We start from the raw sequence: 16,059 nt of genomic DNA, 5'->3' as shown, positions 1-16,059 counted from the left end.
GCGATCAAAATAATGAATGAGTGAAGCCTCCCTTGCCAGGGCAAAGGAGGCGCAGGATTACTTCCAGAAGTCGTCGAATACCGTGATCGGCGGGCGACGTTTGTGCTCAGTTTTCAGGTACCAGCCTTCGATGATGCGGGCGCTGTCAGGATTGATGCTTTTGCCTTCCAGGTAGTCATCAATCATCTCGTAGGTGACGCCCAGCGCCACTTCATCCTGCAGGCCTGGACGATCATCTTCCAGATCGGCAGTCGGTTTCTTCAGATAGAGATGTTCCGGGCAGCCAAGATGCTTCAGCAGCTGTTTACCCTGACGCTTGTTCAGGCGGAAAAGGGGGTTAATGTCAGTACCGCCATCGCCATATTTGGTGAAGAATCCGGTGACCGCTTCAGCGGCGTGGTCGGTGCCGACTACCACCCCTTTGGTCATACCGGCGATGCTGTATTGCGCTTTCATGCGCTCGCGCGCTTTTTCATTGCCGCGCACGAAATCGGACAGGGTAATACCCGCCTCCTGCAGCGCGCGTTCACTGGCCAGCACGGACTCTTTAATGTTCACCGCCAGCGAACGGTCGGGTTTGATAAAGGCCAGTGCATCCTGACAATCCTGCTCATCTGCCTGCACACCATATGGCAGACGTACAGCAATAAAGGTGTAGTCGTTATCGCCGCTCTCCTGACGCAGTTCGCTGATCGCCGTTTGCGCCAGCTTGCCCGCCAGGGTTGAATCCTGACCGCCGCTAATCCCCAGCACCAGCGTTTTCAGTCCGCTGTGACGTTTCAGATAGGCTTTAAGAAAATCGACGCTGACGCGCACTTCCTGATCGGCGTCGATAGCGGGCTTGACACCCAGTGCTTCAATAATTTCCTGCTGCAGTGACATGAACTTCTCCTCAGGTCAGTGGCCAGTCGGCTCAATGCGAACGTGTTAGTAAAGCTAACGTGCCTTCGTGAAAACAACAAGCTTAAGCGGCAACTGATTGCGGCTAAAGGTTGCGAAATCAGTGAGTTTATAACTGCGGCAGCGGTTTTTTCGCCAGCACGTTAAACATCATAATCGCCATCATAAAGCAGCCAAAAATGGTGGCACACATGCTGAGCACCGAGGTGCCGCCAATGCCGGTGACTGGCACAGTAATCGCACCCAGCGTGAACATGGTGACGCCAATGACCGCCGAGGCGCTGCCTGCGCGATGGCCCTGACTCTGCATCGCCAGCGATGAGGCGGTGGTAGCGATGACCCCATTGCTGGCGATGGTAAAGAACAACGCCACCAACAGCAGCGCTAACGGTGCGTGAAGCAGCGCGGTCAGCAGCAGCAGGCTGGAGGCAACAAACGCCAGCGTCAATCCGCCTTTCAGCACCCGATATTCGCCCCACAACGGACAGAGGCGGGCGCTGGTCTGCGAAGCAATGATCAGGCCAAACCCGTTGGCCGCAAAGCAGAAGCTAAAGGCCTGGGGCGACAGGCCATAGAGTTGTTGCAGCACGAACGGCGAGGCGCCGATATAGGCGAACATGCCGGACATCATAAAGCCCTGGGTCAGACAGAAGCCCATAAAGGGGCGATGAGTAACCACCTGGCCAAGGGCCGCGTAAGCGGAAAACAGGGATCCCTTGCTGCGGCGTTCTTCGGGCAGGGTTTCATGCAGCTTCCAGCGCGCCAGCAGGATCAGCAGAATAGCAATGCCGCCCAGCACCATGAAGATGCCGCGCCAGTCGACTATCGTCATCAGCACGCCGCCCAGTACCGGCGCGCCAATCGGTGCCAGACCGTTGACCAGCATCAGCAGTGCGAAGAAACGTGTCAGCTCATGGCCGCTGTACATATCGCGTGCAATCGCCCGTGACAGTACCGCGCCGCCCGCACCGGCTAACCCTTCAAACAGCCGTGCCACCAGCAGCTGGTGGATATCCTGCGCCAGCGCACAACCCATCGACGCGATAAACAGTAACACCAGTGACAGAGTCAGCGGGCGCAGTCGGCCAGACTTATCGCTCATCGGGCCAAACAGCAGCTGGCCAAAGCCCAGACCCAGCAGACCAGCGGTCAGACTCAGCTGCGCGGTCGCGGTTTCGGTGCGTAGATCCTGCGCCATCTGCGGCAGAGCAGGCAGATAGAGGTCGATGCAGAGCGGGCCAAGTGCGGCCAAAAGGCCCAGCGTAATGGCATAAACCAGGCGGTTGGAGTGAGCAGGGGTCATTGTTCCTCAGGATAGTCAGCGGTGGGGTGAACAGAAAGCGGGCAAGAGAACAGGGGCAGGCAACGCGACCGCCACACTTATCTGCACCTGTGCCGATAGAGTGGGGATAGCTGAAATCGTCTCGCTTTCGTAGCCTGCTTCGGCAGGAAGTATACGGCGGCGCTGACAGTAAAACAGCCATCTTTACGAAATGCTGACATTTGCCATGCCACTAATTGTTCCTCATAAACTTGATAAATCAGCATTTATGTTCCAGGCTTGTTTCCACATGGACAATCAATGAGGAACAACAAGATGAATAAAGTGATGGGATGTATCGCTGCGGCGCTGACGCTGGCTGCACTGTCTGGTTGTACGACTTACGATCGTGCGGAAAGCTACGTGACTAAGCCAGTGGTAAAGGATGTTAAAAAGGGTATGACCCGTGATCAGGTTCGTCAGATCGCCGGTACGCCTTCTACTGAAATCACTATGGTTCACGCGCGCGGCACCTGCCAGACTTATGTTCTGGGTCAGCGCGATGGTAAAGCTCAGACTTACTTCGTGAGCTACAACGACACCGGCCGTGTGATGAACTATGGCTTCCAGAGCTGTGCGGAATATGACACCGATCCGCAGGTTCAGCAGCAGTAATCGCCACCCTGAATAGTAAACGGCCCGTCATGATGACGGGCCGTTTTTCGTTGTGGCGCTGACTACAATCCTGCCGGGCGTGGCACCTCAACATAATTGCCGTCTATCTGCCGCTGGTAGAAGTGACCCGCCTGCACATAGAAGCGTTTGCCGTTAAAGTCGAGTACCCGCATTTCACTGCTGACCTGCGACTCTGCAGGCGGCTCTACCATGACATACTCCTCACCGTGCCGCTGATAATAACTGCCGTTTAGCAGGTAGTAAGTCAGGCCGCCTATCAGTACCGCAGTAGCGGCCTCAGGCAAAAAACGTATCGGCCCAGGTCGGTCCCAGTGAGGGCCGGGTCCGCCATGTCGGCCCCATCCCGGGCCCCAGTCGCCAGGATGGGCGAAAGCCAGAGCGGGTGTCAGAAGTGTCAGCGTCAGAAGCGAGGCGATTATCTTTTTCATCCGGTGTTCTCCTCCTAAGACTGGGTGCAGAATTCGCCTTTTATTGGGCAAAGACAAGCACTAAAGCGCGGATTTTTCCTCTGTTTACCATGCTTAACGCTTTCTTAACGGCATCGCCATCAATGGGGGAGATTGTGGAGAAGAGAGACAGAAAAAAACCTGGCGCGGGCGCGCCAGGTTTAAGGCAGATTAACGGTGCGCCAGCTCGGCGTTGTCGTCACTTTCCAGTACGCGTTTATCGGTCATTCCTAACCAGCGGCTGGTCAGGGAACCTGCAGTCATTGAACCATTGACGTTCAGTGCGGTACGCCCCATATCAATCAGCGGCTCAATCGAGATCAGCAGCGCCACCAGGGTCACCGGCAAGCCCATCGCAGGCAGGACAATCAGTGCAGCAAAGGTGGCACCACCGCCGACACCGGCAACGCCTGCTGAGCTCAGCGTGACTATCCCAACCAGCGTCGCAATCCACAACGGGTCAAACGGATTGATCCCAACCGTTGGCGCAACCATTACGGCCAGCATGGTCGGGTAGAGACCGGCACAGCCGTTCTGACCGATTGTGGCACCAAAGGATGCCGCGAAGCTGGCAATCGACTCAGGCACGCCAAGACGTCGGGTCTGGGTCTCAACGCTCAGCGGGATGCTGGCGGCGCTTGAGCGACTGGTGAACGCGAAAGTGATTACCGGCCACACTTTGCGGAAGAAGCGCATCGGATTGATACCATTGACCGACAGCAGCAGGGCATGAACACCAAACATGATGGCCAGGCCAAGGTAAGAGGCGATCACAAAGCTGCCCAGCTTGATAATGTCCTGCAGGTTAGAACCTGCAACCACTTTGGTCATCAGCGCCAGCACACCATACGGCGTGAGCTTCATGACTAAACGCACCAGCTTCATGACCCAGGACTGCAGCGTGTCGATCGCTACCAGCACGCGCTGGCCTTTAACTTCATCATCTTTCAGCAACTGCAGCGCAGCCACACCCAGGAAAGCGGCAAAGATGACGACGCTGATGATCGAGGTCGGACTGGCTCCGGTCAGATCGGCAAACGGGTTTTTCGGGATAAAGGAGAGCACCAGCTGCGGCACAGTCAGGTCAGCGACTTTGCCGACGTAGTTGCTCTGGATCGCACTGAGACGTGCGGTCTCCTGCACGCCCTGCACCAGACCTTCCGCGCTCAGACCAAACAGGCCGGTGACGAAGACGCCGACCAGCGCCGAGATCGCGGTGGTAAACAGCAGAACGCCGATAGTCAGTACGCTGATTTTTCCCAGCGAAGAGGCGTTATGCAGACGGGCGACCGCACTCAGAATGGAAACGAACACCAGCGGCATGACTACCATCTGCAGCAATTGAACATAGCCATTACCGACGATGTTAAACCAGCTGATCGACTCTTTAACCACTGCGCTGTTTTCGCCATAGATCAACTGCAATGCCAGGCCGAACAGTACGCCGATCAGCAGACCGGTCAGCACTTTTTTCGACAGGCTCCAGTTCTGACGGCTGAAGCGGGAGAGTAATACCAGCAGCACCACAAAGGCTACGATATTAAGCGTAAGAGGAAGGTCCATGCTGAAACTCCAGAGTAATGCGGCCTTCCGTCACGGGAAGGCCGCATAATGTTAATCACGAATTAAGACAGCATGAATGGTAACAGCAGGTGCAGAGGGTGCCTTATATCCAAATGGCATGGTTTATAACTTAATGGCTTTTTTCGCGCTTTTATTGCGCAGTATGACTGGAAATTAATCGCCCAACGCCATTTTGTAGCGTATCGAACAGCTGGGATGGCCAGCCGTTTGCACCAAAAGATGGCATCCCCACCGGAAACCACAGCGCATAGCCCACCAGTCCCAGACACAATGCCCGCTCCAGCTGATTGCCCTTCTGGCTGCGCAGAATCGGCAGGCGGAAGCGCCAGCGGCAGGGCCACAGCAGTGGAACCCCGGCGGGCGTCAGCATATCGGCCACTATATGGCTAAGGTACCCCAGCGTCAGCCCCTGAAGAACATCGGCCGGTATCGGTGACGACTGAGGCAGGTTAATCTGAAAAAGCCATAATCCGGCGGCAATCGCCAGCAAACTGTGGGTAAATCCCCTGTGGCCGAACGCGCGTGCAATAGGATGAGAGAGCCAGCTGAGTCGCTGTCCCAGCAGAGATTTAGGGTGATCGATATCGGGTAGCAGACAAGTCAGCAGTGCTGAGGGAACAAGATGCCACCAGTCGGCCTGAGCCAGCACAGGTGTCAGCTCAGCACGCTTGGAAAAAATAGCGCTGGCAATGGCAAAAATGATGTGGCCTTCGCCTGTCATGATAGAACCTGGTTACAAAGAAACTGTCGATGCATCCAGTATAGGGATTTATCCAGTAAATGAGAACATGTGACGCTGTAACGAAGCATGAATATTATTAATAAGGCGGACAGCGATGAAACACTGTCCGCCCGAAAGACTAACGCGCCAGCCACCCACCATCGACTGCCAGGGTGTAACCATTAACGTAATCAGAAGCAGCAGAGGCAAGGAAGACCACCGGGCCCATCATGTCATCAGGCACGCCCCAGCGTCCGGCCGGAATGCGGCCCAGGATCTCTTCGCTGCGGGACTCATCATTTCTCAGCTGCTCGGTATTGTTGGTTGCCATGTAGCCGGGTGCGATGGCATTGACGTTAATGCCATGCTTTGCCCACTCGTTCGCCATGAGACGGGTCAGTCCCATTACGGCACTTTTTGAAGCGGTATAAGAGGGCACCCGAATTCCGCCCTGGAAAGAGAGCATGGAGGCGATATTGATAATCTTGCCGCCGCGACCCTGCGCGATAAACTGACGGGCAACCTGCTGCGACAGGAAAAACAGGCTCTTGCTGTTGATGTTCATCACATCATCCCAGTCCTGCTCGCTGAAATTCAGTGCGTCTTCACGCCGGATAATGCCGGCATTGTTGATCAGAATGTCAATTTTGCCTGCCACCGCAACCGCCTGTTCAACCACAGAGGCCACCACACTGGTCTGCATCAGGTCGGCCTGCACCGGCCAGAAGCGGCGACCCAGCGCCTCGACTTTGCCCTGGGTATCATCCGGGCCATCACGGTTAACGCCGACGATATCACAGCCCGCCTGCGCCAGACCCAGCGCCATACCTTGCCCCAGACCGGTGTTACAGCCGGTCACCAGGGCCACTTTACCTTCCAGGTTAAACGTGTTCAGTACCATGGTATTTCTCCTCTGTTCAGCGAAGCTCGCTGATTTTGACGTGGTCCATGTCATCAAAGACCTGATTTTCACCCACCATGCCCCAGATAAAGGTGTAACGCTGGGTGCCAACACCGGCATGAATAGACCAGCTGGGCGATATCACCGCCTGCTCGTTGTGTACCAGCAGATGGCGGGTTTGCTGCGGTTGCCCCATCATGTGGAAGACGGCGCTCTCTTCGCTCATATCGAAATAGAAGTAGACTTCCATGCGACGTTCGTGGGTGTGGCAGGGCATGGTGTTCCACAGGCTGCCTTCATCCAGTTTGGTTAAGCCCATGGTGAGCTGGCAGGTCGGCAGCACGTCCGGCACGATGAATTTGTTAATGGTGCGGCGGTTGGAGGTCGCGGCATCACCCAGCGTTGCGGTGGCCGCCTCCTGCAGCGTAATTTTCTTGTCCGGGAAGGTGCTGTGCGCGGGCGCACTGTTGTAATAAAATTTGGCGGGCTGAGACGGATTCAGGCTGCGGAACAGCAGGTTACGCGCACCTTTGCCAATGTAGAGCGCCTCTTCCTGACCGATTTCCCACGCTTTACCGTCAACCTCTACCAGCCCCGGGCCGCCAATATTGATCATGCCCAGCTCACGTCGTTCAAGGAAATAGCTGACGCCCAGCTGTTTTCCCATCTCATCACCGATCGTGACCGGCTTGTTCACCGGCATGACGCCGCCAATGATGATGCGGTCGATATGGCTGTAGGTCAGGGTGTAGTCGTCGGCAGTGAAAATCTTCTCAATCAGAAACTCGCGACGCAGTGCGTCAGTGTCGAGTTGTTTTGCATGATCGCTGTGAATACTTTGGCGAATGTCCATCTCAGGCCTCTCTGCAGGTCAGGTTATTCATGCCCCGAAAGGGGACGGTTTGGGCATCTTAGGCAGAGCGGCATGGGAATTCAATAAAAATGAAACGTTGTTTTATTTTATTGCGAGTGGGATCAACTGAGAGGGGTAACGGGCAAAAAAAAGCCCGCGCCAGGCGGGCTGTTGATTATCCCTGCAGATGCTGCAGACGGAGCTGTGTAAGATTGTCCAGCCGGACATCTGCCAGCGCCCAGCGCGGATCGTCACGGTGCTCAGCGGCGGGCACCACGATCGATCGCATACGCGCGGCTTTGGTGGCGATCATGCCGTTAAACGAATCTTCCAGCGTGACGCAGTTGAGCGCATCGATCGCAAGGCTTTCGGCGGCGTTGAGATAGACCTGCGGATGGGGTTTACTGAAGGGCAGTGCTTCTGCGGAAGACAGAACATCGAAATAGTGGCGCAGATTGAAGATCTCCAGTACCTGTTCCAGCATCCGTAGCGGCGATGCCGAGGCAAGGCCAATTTTCAGTCCCTGATCCCGGCACAATTGCAGTGCCGTTTCGACGCCCGGCAACAGGGGCCGTGTCTGATCCACCAGCGTCATGGCACGCGCGATGATACGCTCGGTGACCTCCTGTTGAGAGGGGCCTTGCCACGGCAGTATTTCGTACCACATCCGCACCGTCTGGTCGATGCGCAGACCCAGGGTATCGGGCATTTCACTGCGACGTGACAGGTCAACATCCAGCGTTGAAAAGATATCCAGCTCAGCCTGATCCCACAGCGGCTCAGAATCAATCAGTAAGCCATCCATATCAAACAGGGCGGCGAGGACAGGGCGGTGATAGGGCATCAGAAGTCTCCTTTTAAAGTCGGCTTTACCTTAGCATCATTCTCTGCGGGCGCACTCTCTGCCCGATCGGCCACGCTTTATTTGGGAAATTTCACCTTTGGCAGGTAGACTGACGGCAAATTGGATTCCGGGTTCAGGAGATATTATGACCTATCAACAGGCTGGCCGTATCGCCATCCTTAAGCGAGTGGCGGGCTGGGTGCTCTTTTTAGTGGCGCTGATGTCGACCATTATTTCTGTTCTGAGCTTTATGTTTAAGCACAGCGAAAAGCAGCCAGGCATTGACGCCGTTATGCTCGATTTCGTCCATGTTATCGTTGATATGCTGCGTTTTAACACGCCGTTCCTGAATGTCTTCTGGCATAACTCGCCGGTACCGGAATTTAACGGTCAGATGAACCTGGGCTTCTGGCTGATCTATATTCTGATTTTTGTCGGCCTGGCGCTGGAGTCATCAGGCGCGCGGATGGGACGTCAGGCGCGTCATGTCAAAGAGGGCATCGAGGATCAGATGATTCTTGAGCAGGCAAAAGGCCCTGAAGGGCGCACGCGTCAACAACTGGAAGAGAAGGTGCGCGTTCCTCGCCACACCATTTTCCTGCAGATCTTCCCACTCTATGTGCTGCCGGTAGTGATTGCGATAGCCGGTTATTTCGCGCTGTCGCTGTTGGGCTTTATCTGACACACCCTCCCGGTCAGTCAGTCAGTCAGTCAGGCCGGTCTGGCCTGACTGTTGCCCAATGCATCTTCATCCAGCAACTGGCCAATGGCGAACTGTGCATCGCCAGGCCAGTGGCCGCCAAACACGTTAGCGCGGTTTAGCAAATAGTAGAGCTGGTAGACAGGCAGGCGCTGCGAAAACCCATCCGGCAAGGGCCACACCGACTGATAGCCGTCGTAAATCTGACGAGGCAGGTCGGGGTACCAACTCAGCATCGCTAAATCACACTCGCGGTCGCCCCAGTAGCAGGCAGGATCGAACAGCCACGGGCCACTGTCACTGCTTGCGCAGTTAGCAGGCCAGAGATCGCCATGCAGCAGCGACGGTTGCGGATGATGTGACGCGAGCACCCGCTGCACGGAAGCAATAATCAGTTCAGTATCACCATACTGAATGCCTTTTTCCGCCGCCAGCTGCAATTGCCAGCCAATACGCTGTTCGGCAAAAAACACCGACCAGCGTCGCAGCCAGCTGTTGGGCTGGGGCGTAGTGGTGATGTTGTTGTCGAAATCAAGGCCAAACTGCGTCTGCTCGCTCCACTGGTGCAGGTGCGCCAGCTGTTGACCCAGCTGATACGCGCTCTGCTCATCAAGCGGCTGTGGCCGGATGTACTCCAGCAGCAGAAAGCTCTCTTCACGATGATGACCCACACCATAGACTCTGGGCACCCGAACTGTGCCGGTGCGCGCCAGCAACGCTAACTGATCCGCTTCCCAGGTAAAGAGCGAGAGCATTTCACGGCTATTACTTTTGACGAAGACGTCGTGGTCACCGTAGCGGATATGCCAGGTAGGGTGGATATCACCCCCTGCAAGGGCGTGACGTTGGGTAATTTCGGCGTTGCCTAACTGCTCGCTTAACAGACGACTAATGGCTGACCACATAGGGCTATCCTCGTTATTCGCTGCGTAAGTCAGATTGTGATGCCTAAATATTCACCAAAACCCGCGCGATTGCACCTCTTATTCTGGCGCGGAGGTCGCGGGGCGATGATTGACGGCGTCGCGCAGATACTCCTCAAAGGTTGTAACCGTCACCTCAGGTTTCTGACCCAGCGCGCTTTCACCGGCCGCAGTGACCTGCTGTCGCAGATTTTCCGCATCCAGCGTGCTGACAATGCCATAGCTGTTCGTACCCAGTTCATGAGGATGGCCCTCGTCATCCGTCAGCGTGGTACTCAAACCGGCGGCGGTCATCGCGCTGGTCAGCTCCAGGATGTCACTTAATCCCGACTCCTGATAATGAAAGGTCACAATATAGCGGGTTAAATCATTGCTGCTCATGCGGTACCTCCGGGGGAAAGGAAACTGAACTGAGCGTAGACCATGGTGAAAAATCAGGCGAATTATGAAGGAGATGCTGTGTTTATGACGTGACGCATAGCGTAAATCTCTGTAAGGAGCCAGCGGCATGTCGTAAAAATCTTCTGCCGTTGCGTCTGGCTTTTCAGGCGGGCAGCACTATAATGCGCGACGTTAATAAGATGAGTCCCAATTAACAGGGGTTGTCAGGGCAATTCCAGGCATTTTGTGTAAGTTAATAATTTTTTACAAAACTTACCGTAAATTGCATTGAATGCCCGGCAAAACGCTTCAGACTCTCCGTTTTTTAAACAGTCGCACGGATCACATTTAATGAAAGCCTATAACAAGCTGTCTGCTGTTCTTTTGCTCTCCGCCGGAGCTTTTTGTCACCAGGCACTGGCCGATAACGCCGTATTTACATCAATGGATGATCCTTCTACCGCTAAAAAGCCATTTGAAGGTTCTGCTGCTGCGGGATACCTGGCGCAAACCGGTAACACCACCAGTTCATCAATGACGGCTCAGACCAATATGACCTGGTATCAGTCATCTATGGCATACAGCTTGTGGGGTAACGCAGCTAACACCTCATCTAACGATGAGCGCTCGTCAGAGACGTACAACATCGGTGGTCGTTCACGTTATAACCTGAATTCGTATGACTACCTGTTTGGACAGGCGAGCTGGTTAAGCGATCGATTCAACGGTTATGATTCACGCGATGTCCTGACTGCCGGTTATGGTCGTCAGATTCTGAATGGCCCGGTACACTCGCTGCGTGCGGAAGTAGGTCCGGGTGTACGTTATGACGATTATCACGCTGGCGGCCATCAGACCAAGGCGCTGGGCTATGGCGCAGTCAGCTATCAGTGGCAGCTGACCGATACCACCAAATTCATTCAGGGCGTCTCTGTGCTGAGCAGCTTCGGAGAAGACACCACAGTGAACTCCGAAACCGGTCTGCAGGTGGCGATCAACAGCCATTTCGCGCTGAAGCTGGCTTACAACGTCAGCTGGAACAACCATCCGGCAGAATCTGCGCCGGATCGTACCGATACCAAAACCTCAATCATGCTCTCTTACGCGATGTAAGCGCATTTTTGCCTGCAGTCTTGAGAGCGGCCTGACAACTGTGTCAGGCCGCTTTTTTTTGTTCTCTCCATGGCTTAGCGAAAAGGGCATGGGTTTTTCTCGCTGCGGAAAACTGCTATCATCTGCTCCGCACTGCAATCCTGGTGACATTCCGACAATGTGGGTCTGATATCACGCCAGGTCACTAATTTTACATTACGTTGCATGTAAGCTTTCGTGTGGCTTACCACTGCAAATAAGGATATGAAATGCCTGTAATTACGCTTCCTGATGGCAGCCAGCGCGTGTTTGACCGCCCTGTCAGTGTCATGGATATTGCACTCGACATCGGCCCGGGTCTGGCGAAAGCCTGTATCGCTGGCCGCGTCAACGGTGAACTGGTTGATGCTGTTGATCCCATTACTGAAGATGCCGCCGTCGCGATTATTACCGCTAAAGATGAAGCGGGTCTGGAAATCATCCGTCACTCCTGTGCGCACCTGTTAGGGCATGCGATTAAACAGTTGTGGCCGGATACCAAAATGGCGATTGGCCCGGTCATTGATAATGGCTTCTATTATGATGTCGACATCGATCGTACCCTGACCCAGGAAGATATCGACCTGCTGGAAAAACGCATGCATCAGTTGGCTGAAACCAACTACGATGTGGTGAAGAAGAAGGTCAGCTGGCAGGAAGCCCGCGACGTATTTGCGGCGCGTGGCGAGATTTACAAAACCACCATTCTTGATGAAAACATCAGCCATGATGATAAGCCTGGCCTGTATCATCACGAAGAATATGTCGACATGTGCCGCGGTCCGCACGTGCCGAACATGCGGTTCTGCCATCATTTTAAACTGCAGAAAATCTCCGGTGCCTACTGGCGCGGCGACAGCAACAATAAAATGCTGCAGCGTATTTATGGCACCGCATGGGCAGACAAAAAGCAGCTGGCAGCCTATCTGCAACGTCTGGAAGAGGCGGCGAAGCGTGACCATCGTAAGATCGGTAAGCAGCTGGATCTCTACCACATGCAGGAAGAAGCACCAGGCATGGTCTTCTGGCATAATGATGGCTGGACCATCTTCCGCGAGCTGGAAGTGTTTGTCCGTAGCAAATTAAAAGAGTACCAGTACCAGGAAGTTAAGGGTCCATTTATGATGGATCGCGTCCTGTGGGAAAAAACCGGGCACTGGGAAAACTATAAAGAAGCCATGTTCACCACCTCATCTGAGAACCGTGAATATTGCATCAAACCAATGAACTGTCCTGGGCATGTTCAGATCTTTAATCAGGGTCTGAAATCTTATCGTGACCTGCCGCTGCGTATGGCAGAGTTTGGTAGCTGTCACCGTAATGAGCCATCAGGTGCGCTACACGGTCTGATGCGCGTACGTGGCTTTACCCAGGATGATGCACACGTCTTCTGCACAGAAGAGCAGGTACGTGACGAAGTGAACAGCTGTATCCGCATGGTTTATGACATGTACAGCACCTTCGGCTTTGAAAAGATTGTGGTGAAGTTATCCACCCGTCCTGAGAAGCGCATTGGGACAGACGATATGTGGGATCGTGCCGAGGAAGATCTGGCTGCCGCGCTGAACGAAAACAATATTGAGTTTGAGTTCCAGCCAGGCGAAGGCGCATTCTACGGTCCTAAAATTGAGTTCACTTTGTACGATTGTCTTGATCGCGCCTGGCAGTGCGGAACAGTTCAGCTAGACTTCTCCCTGCCAAAACGCCTTGAAGCAACCTATGTGGGTGAAAACAATGATCGTCAGACGCCAGTGATGATTCACCGTGCGATTCTGGGATCAATGGAGCGTTTCATCGGTATTCTTACCGAAGAATTTGCCGGTTTCTTCCCAACCTGGCTGGCACCGCTGCAAGTCGTGGTAATGAATATTACCGATGGACAAGCAGAATATGTTGAGTCTTTGACGCGTAAGCTGCAGAATGCTGGCATTCGTGTGAAGGCAGACTTGAGAAATGAGAAGATAGGCTTTAAAATCCGCGAGCACACATTACGTCGCGTCCCTTATATGTTGGTCTGCGGTGATAAAGAGGTGGAAGCTGGCAAAGTGGCCGTTCGCACCCGCCGTGGTAAAGACCTTGGGTCGATGGATGTCGATGTGTTTGTTGAGAAACTTCAGCAAGAGATTCGCAGCCGAAATCTTCAACAATTGGAGGAATAAAGTATTAAAGGCGGAAAACGAGTACTACCTACGCGTCCGAACAAAATTAACAGTGAAATCCGTGCTACCGAAGTGCGCTTAACAGGCATGGATGGCGAGCCGATTGGCATTGTCACATTACGCGAAGCTTTGGAAAAAGCCGAGGAAGCGGGCGGCGACTTAGTCGAAATCAGCCCGAATGCCGAACCGCCGGTCTGCCGCATCATGGATTACGGCAAGTTCCTCTATGAAAAAAGCAAATCTTCTAAGGAACAGAAGAAGAAGCAAAAAGTTATTCAGGTTAAGGAAATCAAATTCCGTCCTGGAACCGATGATGGCGACTATCAGGTCAAACTACGCAACCTGATTCGCTTTCTGGAAGAAGGCGATAAAGCCAAAATCACGCTCCGCTTCCGCGGTCGTGAAATGGCGCACCAGCAGATCGGTATGGAAGTGCTTAACCGCGTCCGTAAAGACCTGTGTGAAGATCTGGATTTGGCCATTGTCGAATCCTTCCCTTCGAAGATCGAAGGCCGCCAGATGATCATGGTGCTCGCTCCTAAGAAGAAACAGTAGGCTTTCAAGTAGCATTTACCGCGCAGCGTTCGCGCTGTGCGGTTAACTGTTCGCCTGTCTGGGTCATGTTATTAACAATGCGAAGTGGATATTTTTAAAATGCCAAAGATTAAAACTGTACGTGGCGCGGCCAAGCGCTTCCGGAAGACCGCTTCTGGCGGCTTCAAGCGTAAACACGCAAACCTGCGTCATATTCTGACTAAAAAATCTACTAAGCGTAAACGTCACCTGCGTCCGAAAGGCATGGTGTCTAAAGGCGATCTGGGTCTGGTAATTGCCTGCCTGCCGTACGCATAAGTAAATTTTTTTCATTAATTCAGAATATTAAACAGGAGAGCTAAATGGCTCGTGTAAAACGTGGTGTAGTTGCTCGCGCACGTCACAAAAAAATCTTAAAACAAGCTAAAGGCTATTACGGTGCACGTTCACGTGTTTACCGTGTTGCCTTCCAGGCTGTTATCAAAGCTGGTCAGTATGCTTACCGTGACCGTCGTCAACGTAAGCGTCAGTTCCGTCAGCTGTGGATCGCGCGTATCAACGCAGCGGCTCGTCAGAACGGCATGTCTTACAGCCGTTTCATCAATGGTCTGAAAAAAGCAGCCATTGAGATTGACCGTAAGATCCTGGCCGACATCGCAGTATTCGACAAAGTGACATTCTCTGCACTGGTCGAAAAAGCGAAATCAGCCCTGGCGTAAGTCAGATGGAAAAGGGAGCTTGCTCCCTTTTTTATTGCCTGTAACTTACGCAAAAGATTGACTTTTTCGTCGCTGAGCATTTCAATAGTACCCCCTGTATAGCATGACAAGGTAACCGCAAGCATGAATGCTGCTATTTTCCGTTTCTTTTTTTACTTTAGCGCCTGACATTCGGGGGCTTTTGCGCATAAGAGAAGAAACGAAAAATCGCGCTGAAAGCCTCCCTCGTGGAGGCTTTTTTGTTTCTGGCGTAAGTATATTGGACCGGCAGGTCCCAACGAGAACTGACCAGCCTGACTGGAAAAAGAGGAAACTATGTCCCAACTCGCAGAACTGGTGGCCAGCGCCACAGCGGCTATCGACGGGGCGACGGATATCGCCGCCCTTGACGCGGTGCGCGTCGAATACCTGGGAAAGAAAGGACATCTGACACTGCAGATGACGACGTTGCGCGAGCTGCCAGCAGAAGAACGTCCTGCAGCGGGTGCGATAATCAACGAAGCCAAACAGCAGGTCACCGAGCGCCTGAATGCGCGTAAAGATGCTCTGGAATCCGCAGTGCTGAATGCCCGTCTGGCGGAGGAGACCATCGATGTCTCGCTGCCGGGCCGTCGCATTGAGAATGGGGGGCTGCATCCGGTGACCCGCACTATGGATCGCATTGAGACCTTCTTTGGTGAGTTAGGCTTTGGCGTCGTCACCGGACCAGAAATTGAAGATGATTATCATAACTTCGATGCGCTGAACATTCCTGCCCATCACCCGGCGCGTGCCGATCATGACACCTTCTGGTTCGATGCTACGCGTTTACTGCGAACGCAGACCTCGGGCGTACAGATCCGTACCATGAAGGCTCAACAGCCGCCCATCCGCATTATTGCGCCGGGCCGCGTTTACCGTAACGATTACGATCAGACTCACACCCCAATGTTCCATCAGATGGAAGGGCTGATTGTTGATAAAAACATCAGCTTCACCAATCTGAAAGGCACGCTGCACGATTTCCTGAACAACTTCTTCGAAGAAGATTTGCAGATTCGTTTCCGTCCTTCTTATTTCCCGTTCACTGAGCCATCCGCAGAGGTGGACGTCATGGGTAAAAACGGCAAGTGGCTGGAAGTGCTGGGTTGCGGCATGGTCCACCCTAACGTGCTGCGCAATGTCGGTATCGACCCGGAAGTTTACTCCGGCTTCGCCTTTGGTATGGGCATGGAGCGTCTGACCATGTTGCGCTACGGCGTGACCGATCTGCGTGCTTTCTTCGAAAATGATTTACGTTTCCTCAAACAATTTAAGTAAGGGCAGG

Annotated in this window: 19 protein-coding genes and 1 other annotated feature; of the genes, 9 read left to right on the top strand and 10 right to left on the bottom strand. The window is 53.7% G+C overall.

Annotation, left to right across the window (positions count from 1 at the left end):
* Nucleotides 1-57 precede the first annotated feature (57 nt).
* Both nadE and HZZ01_RS06040 read right to left on the bottom strand, forming a co-directional pair.
* A complete protein-coding gene (gene nadE, locus HZZ01_RS06045; RefSeq protein WP_179895913.1) occupies nucleotides 58-882 on the bottom strand; it encodes an ammonia-dependent NAD(+) synthetase in 825 nt (274 codons plus the stop codon).
* A 127-nt stretch (nucleotides 883-1,009) separates the two neighbouring features.
* Nucleotides 1,010-2,203 (bottom strand): multidrug effflux MFS transporter, encoded by a 1,194-nt coding sequence (locus tag HZZ01_RS06040; protein WP_179895912.1) that lies wholly within the window; start codon nucleotides 2,201-2,203, stop codon nucleotides 1,010-1,012.
* A gap of 294 nt (nucleotides 2,204-2,497) precedes the next feature.
* Between HZZ01_RS06040 and osmE the strand changes: the two genes are divergently transcribed.
* Nucleotides 2,498-2,836 carry an osmotically-inducible lipoprotein OsmE gene (gene osmE / locus HZZ01_RS06035; protein ID WP_179895911.1) on the top strand — a complete coding sequence of 113 codons (339 nt, stop codon included), beginning with the start codon at nucleotides 2,498-2,500 and terminating at the stop codon, nucleotides 2,834-2,836.
* Between the two features lie 62 nt (nucleotides 2,837-2,898).
* On the opposite strand, the gene HZZ01_RS06030 is transcribed toward osmE, so the two are convergent.
* From HZZ01_RS06030 to hxpB, 6 genes are all read right to left on the bottom strand, one after another.
* On the bottom strand, nucleotides 2,899-3,285 hold the full coding sequence (locus tag HZZ01_RS06030; protein WP_179895910.1) for a DUF6515 family protein: 387 nt from the start codon (nucleotides 3,283-3,285) through the stop codon (nucleotides 2,899-2,901).
* A 189-nt stretch (nucleotides 3,286-3,474) separates the two neighbouring features.
* Nucleotides 3,475-4,866: an L-cystine transporter gene (locus tag HZZ01_RS06025; protein ID WP_179895909.1), complete on the bottom strand. Its 1,392-nt coding sequence runs from the start codon at nucleotides 4,864-4,866 to the stop codon at nucleotides 3,475-3,477.
* Between the two features lie 151 nt (nucleotides 4,867-5,017).
* Complete coding sequence (locus tag HZZ01_RS06020; protein ID WP_179895908.1) at nucleotides 5,018-5,608, bottom strand: metal-dependent hydrolase; 591 nt, start codon at nucleotides 5,606-5,608, stop codon at nucleotides 5,018-5,020.
* A gap of 139 nt (nucleotides 5,609-5,747) precedes the next feature.
* On the bottom strand, nucleotides 5,748-6,509 hold the full coding sequence (gene kduD, locus HZZ01_RS06015) for a 2-dehydro-3-deoxy-D-gluconate 5-dehydrogenase KduD (protein ID WP_179895907.1): 762 nt from the start codon (nucleotides 6,507-6,509) through the stop codon (nucleotides 5,748-5,750).
* 16 nt (nucleotides 6,510-6,525) lie between these two features.
* Nucleotides 6,526-7,362 (bottom strand): 5-dehydro-4-deoxy-D-glucuronate isomerase, encoded by an 837-nt coding sequence (gene kduI / locus HZZ01_RS06010; protein WP_179895906.1) that lies wholly within the window; start codon nucleotides 7,360-7,362, stop codon nucleotides 6,526-6,528.
* A gap of 175 nt (nucleotides 7,363-7,537) precedes the next feature.
* Entirely contained in the window at nucleotides 7,538-8,206 is a 669-nt protein-coding gene (hxpB, locus tag HZZ01_RS06005) for a hexitol phosphatase HxpB (RefSeq protein WP_179895905.1), read from the bottom strand.
* A 145-nt stretch (nucleotides 8,207-8,351) separates the two neighbouring features.
* On the opposite strand from hxpB, the gene HZZ01_RS06000 reads away from it, so the two are divergent.
* Nucleotides 8,352-8,888, top strand: coding sequence for a YniB family protein (locus tag HZZ01_RS06000; RefSeq protein WP_003848337.1), 537 nt, complete (start codon nucleotides 8,352-8,354; stop codon nucleotides 8,886-8,888).
* 29 nt (nucleotides 8,889-8,917) lie between these two features.
* Here the strand turns inward: HZZ01_RS06000 and HZZ01_RS05995 are convergent, their stop codons facing one another.
* A complete protein-coding gene (locus HZZ01_RS05995; protein WP_179895904.1) occupies nucleotides 8,918-9,811 on the bottom strand; it encodes a fructosamine kinase family protein in 894 nt (297 codons plus the stop codon).
* A 78-nt stretch (nucleotides 9,812-9,889) separates the two neighbouring features.
* Entirely contained in the window at nucleotides 9,890-10,210 is a 321-nt protein-coding gene (ghoS, locus tag HZZ01_RS05990; protein ID WP_179895903.1) for a type V toxin-antitoxin system endoribonuclease antitoxin GhoS, read from the bottom strand.
* A gap of 351 nt (nucleotides 10,211-10,561) precedes the next feature.
* Between ghoS and HZZ01_RS05985 the strand changes: the two genes are divergently transcribed.
* The 7 genes from HZZ01_RS05985 to pheS all read left to right on the top strand — a co-directional run bounded on the left by HZZ01_RS05985 (nucleotide 10,562) and on the right by pheS (nucleotide 16,052).
* The gene (locus HZZ01_RS05985) at nucleotides 10,562-11,323 is read left to right on the top strand and encodes a YdiY family protein (RefSeq protein WP_179895902.1); all 762 of its coding nucleotides are present in this window, start codon (nucleotides 10,562-10,564) and stop codon (nucleotides 11,321-11,323) included.
* Between the two features lie 248 nt (nucleotides 11,324-11,571).
* Nucleotides 11,572-13,500, top strand: a complete 1,929-nt coding sequence (gene thrS, locus HZZ01_RS05980) for a threonine--tRNA ligase (RefSeq protein WP_179895901.1) — start codon at nucleotides 11,572-11,574, stop codon at nucleotides 13,498-13,500.
* Between the two features lie 3 nt (nucleotides 13,501-13,503).
* The gene (gene infC, locus HZZ01_RS05975) at nucleotides 13,504-14,055 is read left to right on the top strand and encodes a translation initiation factor IF-3 (RefSeq protein WP_029519030.1); all 552 of its coding nucleotides are present in this window, start codon (nucleotides 13,504-13,506) and stop codon (nucleotides 14,053-14,055) included.
* Between the two features lie 99 nt (nucleotides 14,056-14,154).
* Complete coding sequence (rpmI, locus tag HZZ01_RS05970) at nucleotides 14,155-14,352, top strand: 50S ribosomal protein L35 (RefSeq protein WP_010245683.1); 198 nt, start codon at nucleotides 14,155-14,157, stop codon at nucleotides 14,350-14,352.
* Nucleotides 14,353-14,396: 44 nt separating this feature from the next.
* The gene (rplT, locus tag HZZ01_RS05965) at nucleotides 14,397-14,753 is read left to right on the top strand and encodes a 50S ribosomal protein L20 (protein WP_098050756.1); all 357 of its coding nucleotides are present in this window, start codon (nucleotides 14,397-14,399) and stop codon (nucleotides 14,751-14,753) included.
* Nucleotides 14,754-14,871: 118 nt separating this feature from the next.
* Nucleotides 14,872-14,997 (top strand) — a sequence feature (Phe leader region).
* Nucleotides 14,877-14,921 carry a pheST operon leader peptide PheM gene (pheM, locus tag HZZ01_RS05960; protein WP_106120997.1) on the top strand — a complete coding sequence of 15 codons (45 nt, stop codon included), beginning with the start codon at nucleotides 14,877-14,879 and terminating at the stop codon, nucleotides 14,919-14,921. Its footprint overlaps the feature before it by 45 nt.
* Nucleotides 14,998-15,068: 71 nt before the next feature.
* Nucleotides 15,069-16,052 carry a phenylalanine--tRNA ligase subunit alpha gene (gene pheS / locus HZZ01_RS05955; protein ID WP_179895900.1) on the top strand — a complete coding sequence of 328 codons (984 nt, stop codon included), beginning with the start codon at nucleotides 15,069-15,071 and terminating at the stop codon, nucleotides 16,050-16,052.
* Nucleotides 16,053-16,059 lie beyond the last annotated feature (7 nt).

It is taken from the genome of Pantoea sp. WMus005 (genome assembly GCF_013415305.1).
Taxonomy (GTDB): Bacteria; Pseudomonadota; Gammaproteobacteria; order Enterobacterales; family Enterobacteriaceae; genus Pantoea; species Pantoea rara.
Note: the sequence above shows the minus strand (reverse complement) of the source record. Positions and strands in the feature narration are given on the sequence as shown.